Origin of the sequence: Carboxylicivirga fragile (assembly GCF_050589805.1) — a bacterium.
GTDB classification, from domain to species: domain Bacteria; phylum Bacteroidota; class Bacteroidia; order Bacteroidales; family Marinilabiliaceae; genus Carboxylicivirga; species Carboxylicivirga fragile.
This window is the reverse complement of record NZ_JBNGOY010000021.1, coordinates 67,620-88,467: the sequence shown is the minus strand read 5'-3', so window position 1 is coordinate 88,467 and position 20,848 is coordinate 67,620. Positions and strand designations below refer to the sequence as shown.

The 20,848-nt window shown below is 37.7% G+C and carries 18 protein-coding genes; 13 read left to right on the top strand and 5 right to left on the bottom strand.

The features are described from left to right. Window positions 1–76: 76 nt before the first annotated feature. From ACRD7B_RS11150 to ACRD7B_RS11140, 3 genes are all read right to left on the bottom strand, one after another. The gene (locus ACRD7B_RS11150) at window positions 77–466 is read right to left on the bottom strand and encodes an NUDIX domain-containing protein (RefSeq protein ID WP_430824634.1); all 390 of its coding nucleotides are present in this window, start codon (window positions 464–466) and stop codon (window positions 77–79) included. 68 nt (window positions 467–534) lie between these two features. After that, the gene (gene miaA / locus ACRD7B_RS11145) at window positions 535–1,428 is read right to left on the bottom strand and encodes a tRNA (adenosine(37)-N6)-dimethylallyltransferase MiaA (RefSeq protein ID WP_430824633.1); all 894 of its coding nucleotides are present in this window, start codon (window positions 1,426–1,428) and stop codon (window positions 535–537) included. A gap of 41 nt (window positions 1,429–1,469) precedes the next feature. Next, window positions 1,470–2,009: an IS1096 element passenger TnpR family protein gene (locus ACRD7B_RS11140; RefSeq protein WP_430824632.1), complete on the bottom strand. Its 540-nt coding sequence runs from the start codon at window positions 2,007–2,009 to the stop codon at window positions 1,470–1,472. 372 nt (window positions 2,010–2,381) lie between these two features. On the opposite strand from ACRD7B_RS11140, the gene ACRD7B_RS11135 reads away from it, so the two are divergent. The 10 genes from ACRD7B_RS11135 to cobA all read left to right on the top strand — a co-directional run bounded on the left by ACRD7B_RS11135 (window position 2,382) and on the right by cobA (window position 13,919). Beyond that, window positions 2,382–2,825 carry a c-type cytochrome gene (locus ACRD7B_RS11135; protein WP_430824631.1) on the top strand — a complete coding sequence of 148 codons (444 nt, stop codon included), beginning with the start codon at window positions 2,382–2,384 and terminating at the stop codon, window positions 2,823–2,825. 57 nt (window positions 2,826–2,882) lie between these two features. Then, window positions 2,883–4,124, top strand: coding sequence for an aminotransferase class I/II-fold pyridoxal phosphate-dependent enzyme (locus tag ACRD7B_RS11130; RefSeq protein WP_430824630.1), 1,242 nt, complete (start codon window positions 2,883–2,885; stop codon window positions 4,122–4,124). A gap of 3 nt (window positions 4,125–4,127) precedes the next feature. Further along, complete coding sequence (locus ACRD7B_RS11125) at window positions 4,128–5,273, top strand: BamA/TamA family outer membrane protein (protein WP_430824629.1); 1,146 nt, start codon at window positions 4,128–4,130, stop codon at window positions 5,271–5,273. A gap of 208 nt (window positions 5,274–5,481) precedes the next feature. Beyond that, the gene (locus ACRD7B_RS11120) at window positions 5,482–5,901 is read left to right on the top strand and encodes an RrF2 family transcriptional regulator (RefSeq protein WP_430824628.1); all 420 of its coding nucleotides are present in this window, start codon (window positions 5,482–5,484) and stop codon (window positions 5,899–5,901) included. A gap of 34 nt (window positions 5,902–5,935) precedes the next feature. Next, a complete protein-coding gene (gene cysK, locus ACRD7B_RS11115) occupies window positions 5,936–6,859 on the top strand; it encodes a cysteine synthase A (protein ID WP_430824627.1) in 924 nt (307 codons plus the stop codon). A gap of 337 nt (window positions 6,860–7,196) precedes the next feature. Next, complete coding sequence (locus ACRD7B_RS11110) at window positions 7,197–8,984, top strand: diflavin oxidoreductase (protein WP_430824626.1); 1,788 nt, start codon at window positions 7,197–7,199, stop codon at window positions 8,982–8,984. A gap of 177 nt (window positions 8,985–9,161) precedes the next feature. After that, window positions 9,162–10,880, top strand: coding sequence for an NADPH-dependent assimilatory sulfite reductase hemoprotein subunit (locus tag ACRD7B_RS11105; protein WP_430824625.1), 1,719 nt, complete (start codon window positions 9,162–9,164; stop codon window positions 10,878–10,880). A 10-nt stretch (window positions 10,881–10,890) separates the two neighbouring features. Then, a complete protein-coding gene (locus tag ACRD7B_RS11100; RefSeq protein ID WP_430824623.1) occupies window positions 10,891–11,121 on the top strand; it encodes a DUF2061 domain-containing protein in 231 nt (76 codons plus the stop codon). Window positions 11,122–11,417: 296 nt separating this feature from the next. Beyond that, window positions 11,418–11,912, top strand: coding sequence for a precorrin-2 dehydrogenase/sirohydrochlorin ferrochelatase family protein (locus ACRD7B_RS11095; RefSeq protein ID WP_430824622.1), 495 nt, complete (start codon window positions 11,418–11,420; stop codon window positions 11,910–11,912). Between the two features lie 336 nt (window positions 11,913–12,248). Beyond that, the gene (gene cobA / locus ACRD7B_RS11090; protein ID WP_430824621.1) at window positions 12,249–13,919 is read left to right on the top strand and encodes a uroporphyrinogen-III C-methyltransferase; all 1,671 of its coding nucleotides are present in this window, start codon (window positions 12,249–12,251) and stop codon (window positions 13,917–13,919) included. 223 nt (window positions 13,920–14,142) lie between these two features. On the opposite strand, the gene ACRD7B_RS11085 is transcribed toward cobA, so the two are convergent. After that, the gene (locus ACRD7B_RS11085; protein WP_430824620.1) at window positions 14,143–14,622 is read right to left on the bottom strand and encodes a Dps family protein; all 480 of its coding nucleotides are present in this window, start codon (window positions 14,620–14,622) and stop codon (window positions 14,143–14,145) included. A gap of 117 nt (window positions 14,623–14,739) precedes the next feature. Here ACRD7B_RS11085 and ACRD7B_RS11080 point away from each other — a divergent pair, with 117 nt between their 5' ends. Beyond that, a complete protein-coding gene (locus ACRD7B_RS11080; protein WP_430824619.1) occupies window positions 14,740–15,687 on the top strand; it encodes a hydrogen peroxide-inducible genes activator in 948 nt (315 codons plus the stop codon). Here the strand turns inward: ACRD7B_RS11080 and ACRD7B_RS11075 are convergent. Continuing rightward, the gene (locus tag ACRD7B_RS11075; protein WP_430824618.1) at window positions 15,653–17,749 is read right to left on the bottom strand and encodes a coiled-coil domain-containing protein; all 2,097 of its coding nucleotides are present in this window, start codon (window positions 17,747–17,749) and stop codon (window positions 15,653–15,655) included. The genes ACRD7B_RS11080 and ACRD7B_RS11075 overlap by 35 nt on opposite strands. Window positions 17,750–18,331: 582 nt before the next feature. On the opposite strand from ACRD7B_RS11075, the gene ACRD7B_RS11070 reads away from it, so the two are divergent. Both ACRD7B_RS11070 and ACRD7B_RS11065 read left to right on the top strand, forming a co-directional pair. Then, entirely contained in the window at window positions 18,332–19,894 is a 1,563-nt protein-coding gene (locus ACRD7B_RS11070; RefSeq protein WP_430824617.1) for a rhomboid family intramembrane serine protease, read from the top strand. Between the two features lie 112 nt (window positions 19,895–20,006). Then, window positions 20,007–20,834 (top strand): HipA family kinase, encoded by an 828-nt coding sequence (locus ACRD7B_RS11065; RefSeq protein ID WP_430824616.1) that lies wholly within the window; start codon window positions 20,007–20,009, stop codon window positions 20,832–20,834. Window positions 20,835–20,848 lie beyond the last annotated feature (14 nt).

Genomic DNA, 20,848 nt, shown 5'->3' with positions numbered 1-20,848 from the left:
TGGCAAAAGTGCCTGTTTTCGGGGTTTTATTATATCATTAAAATAGTGATAATTATTTAATTATCAAAGTAATATGTCACTTAAGAATATGCCTAGAGATCCACCTAAAAGACTGTTCGCCTTCTACGGGCTCAATATCAAATCTTTTTGTAACAGTTTTAATGTTGTTTGTTTCTGGGCTGGAAATAAGGTAATAAATACTTATTAGCTGTGTGTTTTCGAAAAACTGTGCTTTTTGAAAATAATCAGTAGTGTAAAAGTGCGATTCAACTTGTATTTCAATATTAAGTTCTTCCCGAAACTCTCTTTTCAAACAACCGATTGTCCCTTCTCCGTATTCGAGTCCTCCACCCGGAAATTTACACATGTAGGTATTTATTCGATACTCGTCGCTTAGTAATATTTGATTTTTGTTGTTAATCAAAAGTCCGTAAACGCGTACATTGAATGGGGAAGCATAACTCATTAGGTGAAGAAAAAACACCGGGCCTAATGTAAACCGCGAGCAAGGCTATGCGAATGTGGCCCGGTGGGTTAATTAATATTACATTGTAATTCTACAAATTTAATAATTTCCGTCACATCTGTTGGGTGAAACCATTGCATTTCTTTGTCGCGCCTGAACCATGATAATTGCCTTTTGGCATAGCGCCTGGAGTTACGTTTGATTAACTCAATGGCTGTTTGGGCATCGTATTCGCCATCCCAATGGGCGAATATCTCCTTATAACCAACGGTATTTAAGGCATTCAGCTTTTTATTTTTGTAGAACTCTTTGGCTTCGTTGAATAGCCCATCTTCTACCATGATGTCAACTCGTTTATTGATGCGCGTATAAAGTTCTTCACGATCCATATCCAAACCAACCTTAATGATGTTGAATGGTCGCTTGCGTGCACTGTTAGTGCGCAATGAACTATAAGGTTTACCAGTCATAAGGCAAACTTCAAGGGCATGCATAACCCGTTTATGATTTTTTAAATCAACCTGATCGTAAAAAACAGGATCTAGCATTTTTAACTGCCGACGTATGGCTTCAAGCCCTTGTTTTTCGTGCAGATCCATTACTTCTTGTCGTAGTTCGGGATCTATGGTTGGCAGATCGTCAATGCCTTTACAAACGGCGTCGACATACATCATTGAGCCACCTGTAAGGATAAGTTGATCTTTGCCTTCGAAAAGCTTTGCGCTTAGTTTTATTACATCTTGCTCAAATTCCCAGGCATTGTAATAATCGTGAATGGAATGGGTAGCCACCATGTGGTGAGGAACTATTGATGTTTGTTCCTCAGTGGGGGCAGCTGTTCCAATTTTTAATTCTTTGTATATCTGACGACTGTCCGCTGAGATGATTTCAGTGTTAAGGTGTTGCGCCAGTTTAATGCTTGTATCGGTTTTTCCAATGCCTGTTGGACCAACTAATACCACGAGGTGTTTATTCAACATGGGATCGGATAGCAAATATATTATTACAGAGAATTAAATTCCTCGTTGTCCATATCGATTTCGTCCAAAGAGGTAAAATCTAAGGAATCAACTGTGCCATCAAATTCATTACTGCCCACTGACATTTTTTGCTTTTGACTATTGCCAGTCATGTCCCCAATCATTATTTGTTCAGGGGCTTTCCCGTCGTTGCGTATGCATTTGGCTTTTTCAAGTTCTCCATCAACCAATTGCATTATTTCAATGAAGAAAGCGCGTTCTGAAAAGAAGTCGAAAATATATAGAAGGCGCTGGCCTTTCTTGTTAATTAATTCGGATAGAAGTGTGTTCTGCATTTCTTTAACATTACCCACCTCTCCATAGGCCATGTCTATTAATGTTACTTCCACTTCCTTGTTCCACTCATGATCCGTTGTGTAAAACGATGCCATCTGTGCAGGATCATAGTCGAGCATTTCTTGTATGTAATCATGCAGTTCGGCGAAAGATTGATTGTCATTAATTGCAATCTCTTTCACAAATTCATCGTTTTCAGGGGATAATAATCTTAAATAGACAATCATTCTTATTGTTTTTCTTGTTGTTTTTAATTGGACTGACAAAAGTACGAAAAAAGACTAGCTTGGGTTACTTTGTATACAAATCTATGTTAGGTTTTATTTGAATTTTTCAGAGTATTATGCTTTTTAAGGGATTTTTCACAATTAGCTTAGTTTATGCTTAAACGTTTTAAGCTTTTAATTGTTGGATACTTTGAATAATATAATGGTTCATGGTATTTCGTGAATTGTATATTTATTGATATTGAAAGATTATTTTGGAATTCATCTAAAAAAAATGGTGCTATATGATATTTAATGGGTGCTAAATAGAAAGAGGAACTTTGTCCTATTGTACCCACTATAATCCATACAGAACCAAAAAAATAAAAACATATGAAGAACATAGTTCGAAATTTATTACTGCTTAGTTTAGTTGTAATGTTTGCTGCCTGTGGTCAAGCGGCGAAAAAAGATAGGTCAAAGCAGGTTAAGGAGCCAACATCTCTGAATAACTTAAAGGATAATAATGCTGGTGAATTGGCATATAAGAAAAATTGTCAGTCGTGCCATCAACGCGATTTAGGTGGTATTCCGGGCATGTATCCGCCTTTAGCTGAAAACAAAGCGATTGAAGGTGATAAGGCGACTTTGATTAAGATTGTGCTTGATGGCATGTCGGGTGAGATTGAAGTAAATGGAGAAAAATATAATGGTGTTATGGCCAGCTACCGTAATTTGCCCGATGCTGAAATTGCGGCGGTTCTTAATTATATAAGAACTGGTTTTGGTAATGATGGTGATATTATTACTGCAGCAGAGGTTAAAGCTTTGCGTTAAGTCTGATATTCTGTTTTAATTTATATTTTTGCCACGCATTAATTAACCATAGCCACAATGAAAGAAAATAAAGAGGGATTTATTACGCGGTCGTTACATGCGCCTTTCCCTAAAAATGATGCCTACAATGCATTACACATGCCGGTATACGATGGGGTAGCCTACGAGTTTGATAGTGCCGAAGACATTGCCGATGTTTTTGCGGGAAATAAAGTTGCTCATGCGTACTCACGCACTTCTAATCCAACAGTTGAATATTTCGAGCATAAAATGAAAGCTGTGACAGATGCTCATGCGGTTGTGGCTCTTTCATCAGGTATGGCTGCTATATCAAATGTATTAATTGCTTTGGTTGAAAATGGTGGCAATGTGGTGGCATCAAATCATTTGTTTGGTCACTCATATGCCTTGTTGAAACAAACTTTGCCAGCTCTTGGTATTGAAGTTCGTTTTGCGGATATGACAGATATGGAAAAGGTGGCAGAGCAAACAGATGAGCTTACGCGCGTTTATTTCTTTGAGACCATAACTAATCCTCAGTTAGAAATTGTTGATATTTCACGATTATCTGAGTTAGCGAAGCAGAAGAACGTAGCTGTTGTTTGTGACAGTACGATTACGCCTCCTTATGTTTTTAAATCAATGCAATTTGGTGTTGATGTGGAGGTAATGTCCACAACAAAATTTATTTCGGGAGGAGCTGCAGCCTTTGGCGGTGTTGTGGTAGATAACGGTTTGTTCGATTGGTCAAAGTTGCCTGCCATGAAGGAATGGGTCGTCGATTATAATAAAAATGCCTTGGTTGCTCGAATTCGGAAAGAGATTTTTCGTCACCTTGGTGGAACGATGACGGCGCATACGGCTCACTTTATGAATTTGGGCCTGGATATAATGGCCTTGCGTGTGGATCGATGTGTGGATAATTGTAAGCATCTAAGTGCGTATTTTGATTCGCATCTTAAGATTGTTAGTTCGAATTATCCTGGGGTTAATAGCCATGAGTCATTTGATTTGGCACAAGAGCAATTTTCTTCAAAACCCGGTGCAGTAATGACCTTTGATCTGGAGTCAAAAGAAGCTTGTTTCCAATTTTTTAATCGTTTGAAACTGATTAGAAGAGCGACCAACCTTAATGATAATAAAACTTTGTGTATTCATCCTGAGTCTACCATTTATGCTGAGTTTTCTGATGAAGAAAAAGTATCAATGGGTATTCGCCCCACAATGATGCGTTTATCTGTTGGAATAGAGGAGGTAGAAGATTTGATCAATGATTTTAAACAAGCACTAGATTTTTAGAAAATGAGGCACCTGTTTGTACTGTTGATTTTTATTCTTTTGAGTTTTGGTTTGAGGCTTAATGCGCAAACAGCGGAAAAAGAAGATTCAATAAAATCTAACTGGTTAGCAAAAGGTGCTGGTTTTGCCGACGATTTATTGGGTGTTGTAACCATGGAAAATGGTCGCCATGCCTTCTCGATTTATCCGGCTATGGGTTATTCGCCCCGCACGGGGCTTGAGTTTGGTATTATGCCTGTGTGGCGTATGCAAGCTAAAAGAGCTGAGGTTAAGGGACCAACTACTTTATCAACAAGTTTTCTCTTGTCATTGGGTGGAATGTATAATGCTAAAATTGATCTGAGGGCTTTTGTGGCTAAAAATTGGTTGCTTTGGTCAAAGGCTCAATATACTTTTTTGCCCGATAAATTTTATGGATTGGGCAATGCACCTAAGCAAGAACCGTACTCGCACTATGATCTTAATGTGCTGACCCTATCTATGGATTTAGCAAAAGGCATTGGTGAAAAATGGTTTTTCGGTGTTCGTATGGATATTAATAGAAATATGCACGAAAACAGAACTGGTGACTTACTTAATGAATCAGTTACGGGTTATAAAGGTGGTTGGGCAAATGGAGTAGGGCCGATGATGGTTTTCGATAGTCGTAACGACGTGTTATACCCAAGTAAGGGATCATTGTTACTGATCTCTCATCTTTTTTATGGTGGGGATTTTAAATTTACGTCTTCTTCAATCGATTATAGAAAGTATTTTTCGATAGTTAAGGATAAAAGTATATTGGCTTGGCAAGGAGCAATGACTTTTACAAATGGTTCTGTGCCATTTTATAAATTATCTACAATTGGCGGGAAAGAACTATTAAGAGGAATACCACATCCTCATAAATATCTCGATAAAAATGCATGGTACAGTCAACTGGAATGGCGACAGCATTTTTGGTGGCGCATAGGTGCAACTGCTTTCACGGGAGTTGGTAAAGTTATGCCCGATTTTAAGTCGAATTTCTTCTCGCAATTACATGCCGTTGCTGGCCTTGGTTTTAGATTTAAAGTATTGCCCGATGAGGGTTTAAATTTCCGTCTGGATTATGGTGTTTCAAACCATAATGAGCGCAGTTTGTTCTTCACAATCCGCGAAGCTTTTTAAGATCCCACTTTAATAGTAGGTCAAATGCTATTGTCATCTACTAAAAAAGTAGGTTAAATAACGAAAAATATTTATCTCCTTAATTAGCTCTTAATCAGCTTAAGTCACACAAATATACTATTAAAGTAGGATTAAAAAACGCATCATTGTTTGGTGGTTATTATAAAACACCACATATTTGCCTATGAAAATAGTAAAACAGTAGGATATGTTTCCAAAAAAGGTTTATTACGGTTTAAGATTTGTATTAGCATTATCTCTTCTAAAGGAGAATAGTCACCTCGGTGTAGCTGAGTTGGCCGAGAAAGAAGAGTTGCCTGTTAAGTTTCTCGAAGCCATTGCTGTTGCATTAAGAAAGAACGGTATCATAAATGTAAAAAGAGGTGCTGGAGGTGGTTATTTTTTGGCACGATCATTAGGTGAAATTAAACTGTATGATATTGTACTAATCCTGGATGAAAAGATGGAAAAGGAGATTTCAACTAGTGGTGTAAACTCGGAAAAAGCCGTTGGTTTATTTATGAATACTGTAAAAGCTGACTATATCAAATTACTTAAAAATTATTCGCTCGAAGATTTAATGTCGCATTATTCCGACGATAACGAGCGCATAATGTACTATATCTAAAGAAAAAATAATAAAAACCATAAAAAATAAAACCATGAGTAAAATTGCTGAAAATGTTACCGACCTGATTGGTAACACCCCCCTTGTTAAAGTTAACAGATTAGCGAAAGATGCCACAGCTGAGGTTGTTGCTAAATTAGAATTTTTCAACCCTGCAAGTTCTGTAAAAGACCGTATTGCATTCTCAATGATTTCGGATGCCGAAGAAAAAGGTTTGATTCAGTCAGATACTGTATTGGTTGAACCAACCAGTGGTAATACAGGTGTTGGACTGGCTTTTGTAGCCGCTGTGAAAGGTTACCGATTGATTTTAACAATGCCTGAAAGTATGAGTATTGAGCGCCGCAAGTTACTTATTAAGTTTGGTGCAGAATTGGTATTAACGCCTGCTGAAAAAGGGATGAAGGGTGCCATTGCAAAGGCTGAAGAATTAGCTGCTGAATTACCAAAAGCGTTTATTCCACAGCAATTTGATAACCCGGCTAACCCGGCAGTACATAAACGTACAACGGTTGAGGAGATTTGGAGAGATACAGATGGTAAGGTTGATATCTTTGTCGCAGGAATTGGTACTGGTGGTACAATCACAGGAGTTGGTGAAGTGTTAAAGGAAAAGAATCCTGATGTAAAAGTGGTTGCTGTTGAACCAGAGGCATCACCAATTTTATCAGGTGGACAACCCGGACCACATAAAATTCAAGGTATCGGAGCTGGTTTCGTACCAGGCGTTTTAAATACGGATGTATTTGATGAGGTGGTTAAAGTATCAAACGAAGATGCAGTAGCAACTGCTCATCAAGCAGCTAAACAAGAAGGTATCTTATGTGGCTATTCTTCGGGAGCAGCTTTATGGGCGGCTATTGAAGTGGCTAAGCGACCAGAAAACAAAGGTAAACGTGTGGTTGTAATTCTGCCTGATACAGGCGAACGTTACTTAAGTTCGTTTAACATAGATTAATAATAGAGGATGAATAACAAAGCTATTCTCTTATTTACCCCTCCAAACCTCCCCTAAGGGAGGCTTAAGTCCCCTTTAGGGGATTTAGGGGTAGAATGATTAAATTAAATAGGTAGTATAGCTTATTTGTTATCCAAAGCAAAGCATTAACCACAAACCATATAATACCACAATCATGACTTTCTTTTTAATTTCTGGTAATCACCAGCTAGCTCATCGAATGCCTGTGTGGGCATAATTATCGTATAGAGAACAGTTCTGTTCTGTCACTTTTTAGATTGTATTTATGGTGAATGTTATCATTCGCCTTGGGATTGTATTACCAAAAAATTAAGCAATGTCATATAGTAATGAAAATGATGTTTTACCCCTTGACTTGTTGGGTAAAGCTAACCACATAATTAAAGATTTACACAAGGATCAAATTTTGTGGCTGGGAGGTTACTTGTCGGGTGTTGGATTAAATGCAACAACAACTGTATCTGATGTTCAGGTAGCTTCGGACAATCATACGCAGGTGCAAGTAGAACCTGCTTTGAAATTAAAAGTATTGGTTGGTTCCCATTCGGGAAATGCGACACATGTAGCAAAAGAGTTAGCTAGTGTGGCCGGCCAGTCTAATATTGATGTTGAGTTGGTCAGTATGGCCGATTACAAAGTCAAACAGCTAAAGCAAGAATCAAACCTGATAGTTATTGTTTCAACTCATGGAGAAGGTGAACCACCGGCTGCCGCTGAAGATCTACATCGTATTTTGGATACTAAACGAGCTGGCGACTTATCTGCCTTGAAATTCAATGTGATCGCACTTGGCGATAGTTCGTATAGTAAATTCTGCCAGACTGGTATTGATTTCCATGAGCGTTTAATAAGTAGAGGAGCTAAGCCTCTTGCAGATCCTGTTTTATTGGATGTTGATTTTAAGGACGACTTGCAAGATACAGCTTCGTCAGCCATTGGTTTATTTAGTTCAGCTACCGACATAAAGAAAGAGTTGCTAGATAAGTCGACACCACTTAAACCCTCAAATGGTATTTATCAGGCAGAAGTGCTTGAGAAGGTAAAACTTAATGGAAAAGGTTCTAAAAAGGAAACCTACCATGTAGAATTGAGTCTGGAAGATTCTGGTTTGGAATATCAACCAGGAGATGCCTTGGAGGTGTTTGCAAATAATGACGAAAAATTAGTTGATGCTATTCTTGATAAATTAGCTTTGGATGCTTCTGAGAGTGTGAGTGTAAAATCCGAGTCACTCACTTTAAAGCAAGCCTTACAGTTTAATAAGGAATTGACAGTTGTTACTCTACCTGTTTTGCAAAAGCTATCCGCCTATGTGAACGAACCAGATTTAAATAAGTTGTTGGATAAGCGAGATGAATTAATCTCTTATTTAGATGGTCGTGATTTATTAGATGTATTGAACGATTTTCAGTTTGAAGTTGGAGCACAAGAATTGATTGATGCATTGCGAACCCTACCGCCTCGAGCCTATTCAATTGCATCGTCGCAATCAGATGTTGGCGATGAAGTACATTTGACCGTGGGCGCTGTTCGATACCTTAAAAACGAGCGTGAACATGAAGGTGTTTGTTCCACATTCATCGCTGATCGAATTGAGGTGGATGAGTCAGTTGGGGTACGTGTTAAGCAAAATGATGGTTTCCGTTTGCCTTCTCCAGAAGTACCAATCATAATGGTTGGACCTGGTACGGGTGTGGCTCCATTCCGATCATTTGTTCAGGAGCGAGCGGAACAAGATGGTTCTGGAAAAAATTGGTTGATTTTTGGTGACCAGCATTTTGAAACAGACTTTTTATACCAAAGCGAATGGTTAAAGTATCGCGAGCAAGGTGTGCTTACGAAGGTAGATGTTGCTTTTTCACGCGATCAGGACGAGAAGGTTTATGTACAGCACCGGATTAAGGAAAATGCAGATGAATTATATAAGTGGTTGAACGAAGGGGCAGTGATATATGTGTGCGGCGATAAGAATAAGATGGCAAAAGATGTTCGAAAAACCTTTGCTCAAATATTGCAGGAGAAGGAAAATCTAAGTGAAGAGGAAGCAGAAGCTAAACTACTTGAGTTGCGCAAGAGTCAGCGTTATCAAGAGGATGTCTATTAACCCGCACTATTCATCATACTTGTGCACCTGTTGACTTGCGGGTTAACCCCGACTTAGTTGCACCAAATTTTGAGTATCAAAATTGTTGGTAAAACTTTGTCGTAATGAACTTTGTCGGCATATAAATGAATAATTGGGGTTAATAAAAGATCCATTGGCTAAATAAAACCTAACAACATGACTAAGAAGCAAAACAATATACCACAGGCTCAGGAATGGAAGCCATCTGAAGTGGAAGGAATTAAAATCAATAGTAATTTTTTGCGCGGTACACTTGAGGAGAGTTTAAGTGATACGATAACAGGAGCTATTGCTCCCGATGATACACAAGTGATTAAATTTCATGGTAGTTATCAACAAACTGATCGTGATTTGGATGATGAACGTAAGCGACAAAAGTTAGAACCACTCTATAGCTTCATGATACGTGCCAGAGTACCGGCGGGTGTGGCAACATCAAATCAATGGCTTGCCTTTGATGACTTAGCTAATACTTATGGTAATCAAACTTTAAAATTAACAACACGTCAGGCCTTTCAAATCCATGGAATAATAAAGCGCAATTTGCGCCAAACCATGAGAGGCATTAATGATTCACTATTAGATAGTATCGCTGCCTGTGGTGATGTTAACCGTAATGTGATGAGCACTTCTAACGAAGCATTATCACCTGTTGTGGGAGAGCTTGCCCAGTTTGCTCAATCTATCAGCGATCATCTCTTGCCAAAGACAACTGCCTATCATGAAATATGGTTGAATAAGCAATTACTCAATAATGGGCAAAAAGATGAAGAGCCGATTTATGGTAAGACCTATTTGCCTCGAAAGTTTAAAATAGCCATTGCGGTGCCGCCTTATAACGATACGGATGTATTTGCCAACGACATTGGATTAATTGCTATTGTTGAGAATGGTGAGTTAATCGGGTATAATGTGGCTGTTGGCGGAGGAATGGGCAAGACCTATGGATTGCCAGAGACTTATGCGCGCTTAGCTGATGTAATTGCTTATGTGCCCAAGGATAAGGCTCTAGAGCTGATTGAGGAGACTGTGAGGGTGCAGCGTGATTTTGGAAATCGTGAAAATAGAAAATTATCTCGTTTAAAATATACACTTGATCGCATTGGATCGGAGCAATTTGTCGATTTGTTGGAGTTTCGATTAGGATGGAAGCTTGAGGCATCAAAGCCATATGAATTTAAGAGTAATGGAGATGTGTTTGGCTGGAAAAAAGCGGCGAATGGTCGTTGGTTTTTAGGTTTATACATTGAGCATGGGCGCATAAAAGATACAACTCAATTAAAGTTGAAAGAAGGCTTGCGAAAAGTGGCTGATCTACATGTTTGTGATTTCCGTTTAACGGGTAATCAGGGTTTAGTACTGGGTAATATATCAGCAAAGAACAAAGCCAAGGTGCAAGCGATATTAGATGAATACCAAATTGGTGATGCTCAAAAATTATCAGGCTTGCGAAAGCATGCTATAGCTTGTGTGGCGCTAAATACCTGTACCATGGCCTTTGCAGAGGCAGAGCGTTATTTGCCGCAGCTTATTGACAAAATAGAGTTGTCGCTTGAAAAGTTTGGCTTGGTTAACGACGATATACTTATTCGTATGACAGGTTGTCCTAATGGATGTGGTCGTCCATTTCTTGGAGAGATTGGCTTGGTGGGCCGGGCCATGGGAAATTACAATTTGTATTTGGGAGCAGCATTCTCAGGTGATCGATTAAATACCTTGTATAAAGAAATGCTTACGGAAGAAGAGATATTAAGAGACCTGGAACCTTTGTTCAAACAGTATTCGGAGGAACGAAAAAAAGGAGAGCGATTTGGTGATTTCATCGTGCGCAAAGGTATTGTTGATGCTGCCAAAAATTTAAGTGTAATTCGTTAAAGCAGGTGAGATGAAGGAAAAAAGATACCGTAGCATCATTAAAACCATTTCGTGGCGAGTTACCGGAACCATCGATACTTTTCTGGTTTCGTACCTAGTAACAGGTAAGATTGGAATAGCTGCTTCTATTAGTGTGGTAGAGGTTTTTACCAAATTATTACTGTATTACTTACACGAGCGCATTTGGAATAAATTAAAGATCGGCAAAGAAAAAGTAGCAGATCCTGAATATCAGATTTAGAATGTATTTTTTTGTTGTTAAGTATACATTCTCTATTCTTTCAGCCTTTTTTAAAGGCCTCAGTCGGTAAGCCATAAAACATGGTTAATTGAACGGTTAAGAATCGTTTTTTGTCTGAGCGAAGCGAGTTTAAACGATTTGAGTTCAATAAGCATAGTTTTATGAGTGAAGCGAATGTAGCCTTGATTTTCTTTGCTTCCGTTTCTTGTATCAAGACAAGAAATGAAGTCGGGTTTGGGCGAAGCGCCAATGAAAAAAAATAGGAGAATTAACAGTAACCATTAAAACAAAAGCTTATGAATTTTTTACCAATTTCAATTGACATTGCACGTGAGTCCATTTTAATAATTGGCGGTGGTAAAGTGGCCATTCATAAGATTGAGTCACTTGAAAAATTTACACATAATATAAAAATAATTGCCAGCGATGTGCTTCCTGAAATTCGCGAACGAAAATTCATCGAGATAGTTGAAAAGGCATACGAACCAGAAGATTTAAAAGGACACCTTTTGGTTTATGCAGCAACCAACAATCATGAATTAAACAGTCAGATAAGAGAAGACGCACTTAATTACCGTTGCTTGGTGAATGTGGTAGATAAACCTGATAACTGTGATTTTATTTCACCAGCCATCTATCGTCAGAAAAACATGACTGTGGCGGTAAGCTCCAATGGAGAGAATGTATACGCTGCCATTGAATGGCGCGATAAAGTGAAAGAAATAGCCGAGCAAGGCCAGTTTCCAGAAGTGAAGAGTAAAAAGAAATCGCGTTGTGGTGATTTTTATTAAAAGGAAGTTTCAACAATGATTTTATGAAGATCCTATTGTTTCTTTTATCATCGGCCTTAGCTGATGAGCCGAAAAACAAGGTTAAATTGACTTTTTGAAATATTTTCTGTTTGATTTCTATTTTAGAACATGTAGGAATTTTTTCTTAAAATTCCACATAGTTCTTGATAGAAAGAGTTTAAATATTTAAGGAAATTAACCGTAGTTTTTGGAGTGAGTCAGGTTCAGCCTTGACTTTCTTTGCTTCGTTTCTTGTATTAAGACAAGAAATGAAGTCGGGTTTGGGATGAAATCCCATATTAAAAACAATAGGGTAGCATAGTTTAAAAATATTTTATGCATACCTATCGTATAAGAAGTTTCGAACCTGTATTGGATACAATCTTGCCAGAAATAAGCAAGGTGATTTCAGAAAGTGCCCAGATTGAATGGGAATTTGCCAAGGCAAAACGAATGCTGTCAACGCAGGAATTGATGTTCTTATTAATGGAGGATATTGATTTTGCACTGATTCGCAGTAGTAAACTCAACTATCCGTACGATAAACAATTTAAGGTAGCTGGTGTATTAAAAGATGCTAATGCAAGTGATGATCCATTGGTTTTGCTAGCCTTAAAAGAAACTAGCTTGGACTTTTCGGAAATTGACCTAAGAAAAAAATATGGCAAGGTTGATATTGTTGGGTTTGGCCCGGGTGATGCTGAATTGTTGACTTTAAAAGGCAATCGCTTATTAAAAGAAGCGACCATTATATTTTACGATGACTTATTGGATAATACCTACTTATCTCAATTTAAGGCTGAGAAAAGATATGTGGGAAAGCGCAAAGGAAAGCACAGCACTAAGCAAGACGATATAAACCATTTGTTGTTTGAGGCTGCAGAAAAAGGACATCAGGTGGTTCGCCTGAAAGGGGGTGATCCACTGATTTTTGGTCGGGGCGGCGAGGAGTACCATTATTTAAAGGAGCGTTTTGTAAAGGTGGAGATTGTGCCTGGTATCACCTCGGCACTTGCTGCTGCATCTGATGCGGTCATCCCTTTAACATCAAGAGGTGTGAGTACTTCAGTTGCATTTGCCTTGGGGCACGATGCGGTTAATAATAAATTGCCCAAGGCAGATACTTTGGTATTTTATATGGGTGCTTCGCAGCAACAACAATGGGCTTCGCGCTTGATACAAGAAGGTTGGGCAGCTAATACGCCCGTGGCATCGGTTCGTAATGCGTCATTGCCAAGTAAAGATGTGCGTCGCTACACACTTAGTCAATTGAAAAAGGAGGAAGCATTCTTGCCTGCACCGTCATTGGTTATTGTTGGGCATACGGCATCAGAAGACGTAAAAACCCTTGGGCAAAAATGGTTATACACCGGTAGCGATAGTAATGCCTATCAGGAAAAAGGGATTGTGATTCATAACCCAATGATCGAAGTAAAGACTTGTGATTTAGGAGATGAAAATATTGATGTGCTTAAGCAATTGCATCACTTTGATCGTATTGTGTTTGCAAGTCCTTTTGCTGTGAAGGAGTTTTTTAAAGCATTGTACAAACTTGGTTTGGATGCGCGTGCCTTGGCTGCATGCGAAATTACATCATTGGGAGAATCCAGTTCCAACGAATTAACAAAGCATGGATTAAGAGTTTCTCCTGTTTCCGAAGCTAACAGTGTCTCGTCTTTAATTACTGAATTTAAATCGAAGGCAATCACTGACGAAAAAGTATTGCTGCCCTGCTCAACACTAGGTTTTACTAATCTGCCTGAGCAATTGCGTTTAATAGGAAATGAGGTGAATGAACTAAAGTTGTATCAAACGGTTCTACCTAGTACAGCTGTACGGCATAATCTAAAGGATTTTCATGGAGTAGTATTTACTTCCCCATCTACAGTACAGAATTTTTTTAGATTCTATGGTCATTTTCCACAGCACCTTGATGTGAAGATAAGTGGTGAATATACGCAGCAATTATTTGATGAAATGTTAAAAGAAACATTGGTAAATGAGTGATAAAGTTTATTTAAATGTAAAAGAGCTGACCTTAACGAAGATCAGCTCTTTTGATTTATTCATCACCGAAGAGGTTTCTATTGTTGGATATCTATTTTAGTATTTTATGCGTCGACAAGCTCGGCAACCTCAATATGAAACATCGCTAGTTCGTGAAGTAACTGGTCATCGAGCTTGCCGGGATGATAAGTATAGATGAAGCACTTGTTGGTACCATTACCGTTTACCGCGTTAACCAGGCCTGTAGCATCCAAGCTATTTTCTCCTGCTGGCTTATGTAATCAGTAAGTAAAGTGATGGTGCCTTCGTCGTTGGCATCTTGAGCTAATGGTAAAATCGACCTTTCCTGTAATATTATTGTTGTCAGATTTTCCAGGGTAACATTCATACAATCCTGTCCCGCTGTTACATTCTTCTGTGGTTGAATTTCGCTTTGCTCTAAATAATCTGTAAAAGTATGCAAAGGTGTTCCTCCTAGGGTAAGGATACGTTCAGCTATCTCATCAATTTTAATCACCGCATCGTCATACAATTCTTCAAATTTTACGTGCAATTCAAAGAATTTCTCACCCTTGATGTTCCAATGAAAACCTCTTAGGTTTTGGTAGTATAATTGGTAGTTCGCCAATAGAGTATTTAGTTGCTTAACTAATTCTGTACTCTGCTCTTTGTTCAATCCTAATAATTCGTTCATCGTCTTCATAATCGTATTTTTTAGTTGTTTTTATTTTCTGATACAAATATATCTCTCCTCGACATATCAATCAAATAGATAAAATTTATATCTTTATAGTTCAAATCTATAACACTTGTTAGTAAGATGCTTGGACTTAATTTACAACAATTAGAATATTTGGTAGCAGTGGATACTTATAAGCGATTCACCATAGCTGCTGAGAAATGCTTTGTAACACAGCCTACTTTAAGTATGCAGGTAAAGAAAGCGGAGGAGCAATTAGATATGGTTATTTTTGATCGTACCAGACAACCCGTGGTTACTACCTTATTGGGGCAAAAAGTAATAAAACAGGCGCGCAAGATTATGAGTGAATATAATCGCCTGGAAGAAATAGTACGAGAGGAGTCGGGCAGGATAGAAGGAGAGTTGACCATTGGAATAATTCCATCTTTGGCACCCTATTTATTGCCGCGCTTTGTTGGGGCTTTCAAGCGTGATAATCCATTGGTGTCTATCTCCTATAAAGAAATGCTGACTGGCGAAATTATCGATGCTCTTGAACATGATTTGATTGATGCAGCTATACTGGTGACACCATTGCATCACAATGGAATTATTGAGCAAGTTTTATTTTATGAAGATATATTGATTTACGCCCATCATGAGCATCCGCTTCATCAGGATAAAAACTTACACATTAGTCAACTAACATCTGATGGTCTGTGGCTGATGGATAAGGGGCATTGCTTTCGTTCACAAGCTATGAATCTTTGTGATATTCAGGATTCGGCCAGAGACGATTTACCCATGCACTTCGAGAGTGGTTCGCTCGATACCATACGAAAAATGGTTGATGTAGAAGGAGGTTATACCTTATTACCTGGTTTGGCAACGGCTGAATTACCCTTCGAATTTCACAAGCATGTGTGCGAATTTGATTCGCCTGTGCCATTACGAGAGGTTAGCTTGGTGTACTCGCGCTCCTTTTATAAACGAATGCTCATCGATCGTTTGGCTAGCTCTGTTACGGCAAATGTTCCAGAGGATATGTTACTTAAGGAGCGGGGACAGGTGGTGGAATGGAAATAACATGTTCCCAAAGTAGTTTGATTTCTTCTTCGCTAAGCGGATAATGCAGTTTTATGGTTTCAACCGATTGGTAACCGAAATAGACATGCAGCATATATAAACCTCGTAGTGCACTCAAGTAGTGATTGTGACTAACGCTGGCTTCGGTAATTTTGAGTCTTTTGCGTAATTCACGCGGAAGTTGACTCAGTCGAGTAGGAACAGGATCGCACGAGCTGGTGATGGTAATCAGTACTTCATCCTTTGTTCTAATGCATTCGAGTTGGGCAAAACGATGCTTACCAAGTTCACTCAACGGAAATTCTTTTTCCCGCTTAAGGTCTTTATAACTTTTAGGACTGTCGGCTCTTAGTCTGATGGCTTTTGATTTCAGATGAACCTGGTAATTCAAAGTATCTGGAAATGTGTTTATGAGACTATAACTTGGGTAAGAGATTTCATTTAAAGTAAAGGCATCGGGGTGAAAATAGCCTGACTCTGTAATGGTATCATTAATAAAGTGAGCTTCTGTGATTTCAATTTCTGTTTTGGGCTGTGGCGATGAGGTAGAGTTAACCAATAATTGAACCTCGTCGCGTTGCTCGCCTTTTAAATTATAGCTAGCAGAGAGTAAATGGATTTGTATCTCATCCTCATTAATGCCATTCTTAAAAATTAAATCCTGAGTATTTCGATCAAATACCACCCCATCGCTAAAAACATATTGATGCTTATCCATTACCCATGTTTGCGGATTAGGACCAAGTTGTTCATTCATGCTGGCAATCTTTTGTTCGGCACGTTCAATATTTCGGTAGGCATCGCTAAGTTTGCGCTCAACTTTAGCTATGCGCTCGGTTTTATCGCTCAAACTATTCAATAGGCTATTGATGCTATTGCGACGGTAGTTAATGGCATTTTCCGAAATTGGTTCCAGTTTTTGCAGGCTGTCAATTTCTGTTTCCAGAATGCTAAGTTTCGTCTCAATTTTTTCTTTTGACCTGTTCTCTTTTTCGAGTATGGATGTTAGCGAACCTTCACCTTGCAACTCTTTTAGTGGTTTTTCAATTAATTTGATTCTGTTTTGCTCAATGCGATCGATGAATGATACACCAAGCCCGTGCTGCGGATCGGGCGATAATTCTTTGCTTTTAAAATCAGAAAAGAGGTGGTAACTTTTATTGTCAACAGTAACAACTACCAAGGGTTTAAAGGATGAATTCAGTCCCCATAAAGATAGGTGCAAGCTTGGCTGACTTGAATTAAGCTGACCGATGGTGCTCCGCGTATTTTCCTTCGGAACAATGCTTTCCTTGCGTACACGCATCTCGTAGGTGAATAGGCCAATGCCTTTTCCGTACCAGCGCTTATCAGTTCCGTCCGGATGTTTTTCTTGCTCGTACAATAGGCCTGCTGTACCACTTCCTTCGCCAGCAGCCAACAGCAACATTTCGTAATAGTGTCCCTCAGGGCTCAGTTGTTTGAAAAAGTTTTGACTTCGTTGAGTGAGGTATGTATTGAGTGTGGCGCGCCAAGCATTCAACAGTACCTTTTGTTCTTGCGCATTAAGTTTATATTTACGGCCCAGTTTTTCTGTTTTAATCTTTAATGGCAGAGAAGGATGAATAATGGTTTGAATGATCTGCTCTTGTTTTTTAGTTTTGGCAGGCAAGGCTTTGGAAAGTTTTTGTGACAGACTATTATAAATCGAATCTTGCGAGGATTCTTCTTGTATTGCCTCAAGTAAAATTTGATTCAATTCGTATAAGGCAAGCAGGGTAGATGTTTCGGCAATTAAACCCGGTGATGAAGAGGCGATTTTTTGCCAATCGATCTTAAGTGATTCTGGATTATAGCTTTGATAATATTCGATGGCATCGTATTCAATTAGGGTACCATTAAAACTTGTCTTGGTAAAGGGAGCTTTATCAAATGTGAAATAAGTATCCCAGTTACGTTGCAGTACTGGAGTAAGTTGAGTGATGCGATAAAGCCAGGCTTTTTGCTCATTACTTAGCTTGTTTTGAGCCGACATCAGCTGAATTGAAAGTAAAAGTATTATTAGGATTAGGCTTTGACGCATGCATTCTGTTTATGACAGGTGAATATAGTCATTTTATTAGTTTGGATTGGTTTATTTAAAGTGTCGCTAAGGTGAAATCTGTGTTTTAAAAGCGAAATTCTTGTTGTGTGGGCAAGGTGAAATGCATTGTGGAGCTGTTATAATGCACTGAGAACAGTTTATTTTCATTGTGGAGCCGGTAAAATACCTTGAGAGCTTGGTGAGTTACCTTGAGAGCAGTTAAAATGGGCTGTGGAATAGGTACAATTGATTCCTAGCATGGTTAGATAGGCTCCATCGGGGTAGAATGCGTTCCTAAATAAAATCCATGCTTTCCTATGTGTTTTGTATGCTTAGAATCTTTCTAATTAGTTGTGTGTGGTTGGAAAGATATTTTGTTTAGTATAGTTTTGGTGGAGACATGGGTGCGGTGTTTGTTTTCAATTTTAACTAATCAAATGCCCTAACATTTATGATGATTCAAAAGGTACACAATACATGCCGAATTTGTCTGTATTGTACACCTTTTAAATTGAGATAAGAGAAATAAACAGTAGTTTTAGTGAAACGTTAGCTTGCATTAAAAACAACATACTGCAATAAATGAATGACATTAAAATCAAACTAAGACATATTTATATTCCTTACTTGCTGATTGCAATTGGGACAATTTCGATTTATTCTACCTTGAGATGGTTATTAGACTTTAAACTTGAGATTCTCAATTTAAAGCAAATGGCACTAGACTACTGGATTCCTATTGTTTTTGCGTTTACACCAATGATAATTTGGTTTAGAAAAAATGTTCGGATTCTAAATGTAAATGGAAAGAATGAAAATGGATATTTTTTATATCAGTTTATAGCAGTTATTTCAATAGTTATCCCAACAATAATAGCTCAAGAATATTTGAAAGCATCTGCAAGTGAACTTCATCAAATTGAAAATATTAGCGAAATATCTGAAGCAAAGAAAACTGATTGTTTTAAAATCGCAGATATAAAAGTTATAAAGCAATATGCATGTCTTCATCGTACGTCAAGAACAAGTGGTAGACACAATGATAGATTAAACTTCACAAATTATTTTATTGTACCAATCGTCGATAAGACCTTTAATTTAGATGAAACCAATCATCAGTTTTGGTATGGAATAAAGTTTACAGACGGAATGAGTAATCATGCTAATGATTCTGAGAAAGATAAAAGGTGGAAAGAATTCTATAATGAAAGTATAAAGGATTTTGAGGCGTATAATTATTTAGATTATGAGTATTTAAAGGTATTAGGAAATTCAGACGATAAAGACGGATATATTTCAGCAATTACCAATAGACAACCTAATATAGGTAAATCAGAAGTAATAATATTGGAACCTCAAAAAGAAAAATTTGTAGATAGATTTGGAAACAAACTTACCTGGATTTTTGGTTCATTTGGAATTGGTGCATTCATTTTTCTTATAATGTCTTTGATACCTACAGTAAACAAAACAGAGTTGAAAAGATATTTAAATAAGAAACCATTAAAAGATGATGAACTAAAAGATATTGTTAAGTTTTTAATTCCACGCGGAGAGCATTTTACAACAGCAATTCTTGTTGATTTGAATCTAATTGTTTTTGTCTTAATGATTTTCTCAGGATTAAATATTATTTCTCCAACACCATTGGAATTGCTTGACCTCGGAGCAAATAGAAGGCTTGAAGTTTTAACTGGTGAATATTGGAGACTCTTTACATCAATGTTTTTGCATGGTGGATTAATGCATATACTAATGAATTTATTTGGAATCGGAGCAACTTGTGCGTTGATAGAGCCAATTCTTGGAAGATGGAAAACATTAATTGCGTATTTGGTATCAGGTATCGGAGCAAGTTTAGTAAGCATTTATTGGCATGAAAATACAATAAGTGTTGGGGCAAGTGGTGCAATTTTCGGAATGATGGGTGTTATGATTGCTTTATTGGTAACTAAGCCTGACAGAGGATTTAGTGGACTTTACTATATAATATTAGGACTATATGGTGGGGTGAGTTTGCTTTTTGGATTTTTAGGAGGGATTGATAATGCAGCTCATTTAGGTGGACTATTATCAGGATTTGTAATTGGACTATTAATAATATTGTCTGATTGGAAAGGAATAACGCAAGCTAACAATGTATGAAAAACATAAGTGGCTCAGTGTAAATTGACAGGTAAGTGCTTTGAAATCACTTACGTTTCTTATACGCAACCTAGCGTGTAAAGCAATAATAGAACATCGAGCCTTGATAAGTATGGAAAAAATAGAAGTAATATCATATCATTTAGGAGGAAATTCGTTTCCTATTGTGATTCAACAAGGCAAGAGGAAGTTTCTCGTAAAACTTAGGGCAGGTCTCAGTGGGGAATACTCATTGTTGTGCGAATGGTTTGGAAATAGGATTGGTAGCTTGATAGGATTGAATACACGACAGCCATATTGGATTACTCTCACCGACTCATTGGAGTTTAATGATATCTACATTGAAGTTAGAGATTTAATAGTAAAAAGCTTAGGTGTAAATATTGGTTTTGATTATTTTGAAAGTGCTACAGCTTTCGATGTAAATAAAACACTACCCATAGCTAAAGAACAACAGGTTCAGATATTCTTATTGGATTTATTAATGCTAAACATTGACAGAACCAATCAAAATCAGAATTTACTGTTACACAATGATCATGTTTTTGTGACAGATTTTGATTCAAGCATGATTTTCAACAATTTGATTAATAATAAAGATTTTTCAGAGAATGAGCAGATTCTTCGATGTTTTAAATCAAATCCTTTTTACCAAAAGGTAGATGACATTCAATTGCAAACATTCATAAATAAAATTAAACATATTGATTATGAAAAAATCATTTTTGAGATTCCGAATGAATTAATTAGCGCCGAATATAAGGAGTTGATTTGTAAACGAATTGATGATAAAATTACAACAGATTGGAATTTAAGGAAACTGTTGGATAATTTAGAAAATATTGATCTTGAAACTGAACTGGAAAAGAATATACGTATTAACAAGAACAGAGAAAAACTAGAGAAATTAGTAAGCTCTACACATAATAGAAAAATTTAGGGAATCTGGCCTGA

Coding starts and splice junctions, on each gene's coding strand:
- ACRD7B_RS11150 (WP_430824634.1), bottom strand. CDS start 466: ATGAGTTATGCTTCCCCATTCAATGTACGCGTTTACGGACTTTTGATT.
- ACRD7B_RS11140 (WP_430824632.1), bottom strand. CDS start 2,009: ATGATTGTCTATTTAAGATTATTATCCCCTGAAAACGATGAATTTGTG.
- ACRD7B_RS11135 (WP_430824631.1), top strand. CDS start 2,382: ATGAAGAACATAGTTCGAAATTTATTACTGCTTAGTTTAGTTGTAATG.
- ACRD7B_RS11130 (WP_430824630.1), top strand. CDS start 2,883: ATGAAAGAAAATAAAGAGGGATTTATTACGCGGTCGTTACATGCGCCT.
- ACRD7B_RS11125 (WP_430824629.1), top strand. CDS start 4,128: ATGAGGCACCTGTTTGTACTGTTGATTTTTATTCTTTTGAGTTTTGGT.
- ACRD7B_RS11120 (WP_430824628.1), top strand. CDS start 5,482: ATGTTTCCAAAAAAGGTTTATTACGGTTTAAGATTTGTATTAGCATTA.
- cysK (WP_430824627.1), top strand. CDS start 5,936: ATGAGTAAAATTGCTGAAAATGTTACCGACCTGATTGGTAACACCCCC.
- ACRD7B_RS11110 (WP_430824626.1), top strand. CDS start 7,197: ATGTCATATAGTAATGAAAATGATGTTTTACCCCTTGACTTGTTGGGT.
- ACRD7B_RS11105 (WP_430824625.1), top strand. CDS start 9,162: ATGACTAAGAAGCAAAACAATATACCACAGGCTCAGGAATGGAAGCCA.
- ACRD7B_RS11100 (WP_430824623.1), top strand. CDS start 10,891: ATGAAGGAAAAAAGATACCGTAGCATCATTAAAACCATTTCGTGGCGA.
- ACRD7B_RS11095 (WP_430824622.1), top strand. CDS start 11,418: ATGAATTTTTTACCAATTTCAATTGACATTGCACGTGAGTCCATTTTA.
- cobA (WP_430824621.1), top strand. CDS start 12,249: ATGCATACCTATCGTATAAGAAGTTTCGAACCTGTATTGGATACAATC.
- ACRD7B_RS11085 (WP_430824620.1), bottom strand. CDS start 14,622: ATGAAGACGATGAACGAATTATTAGGATTGAACAAAGAGCAGAGTACA.
- ACRD7B_RS11080 (WP_430824619.1), top strand. CDS start 14,740: ATGCTTGGACTTAATTTACAACAATTAGAATATTTGGTAGCAGTGGAT.
- ACRD7B_RS11075 (WP_430824618.1), bottom strand. CDS start 17,749: ATGCGTCAAAGCCTAATCCTAATAATACTTTTACTTTCAATTCAGCTG.
- ACRD7B_RS11070 (WP_430824617.1), top strand. CDS start 18,332: ATGAATGACATTAAAATCAAACTAAGACATATTTATATTCCTTACTTG.
- ACRD7B_RS11065 (WP_430824616.1), top strand. CDS start 20,007: ATGGAAAAAATAGAAGTAATATCATATCATTTAGGAGGAAATTCGTTT.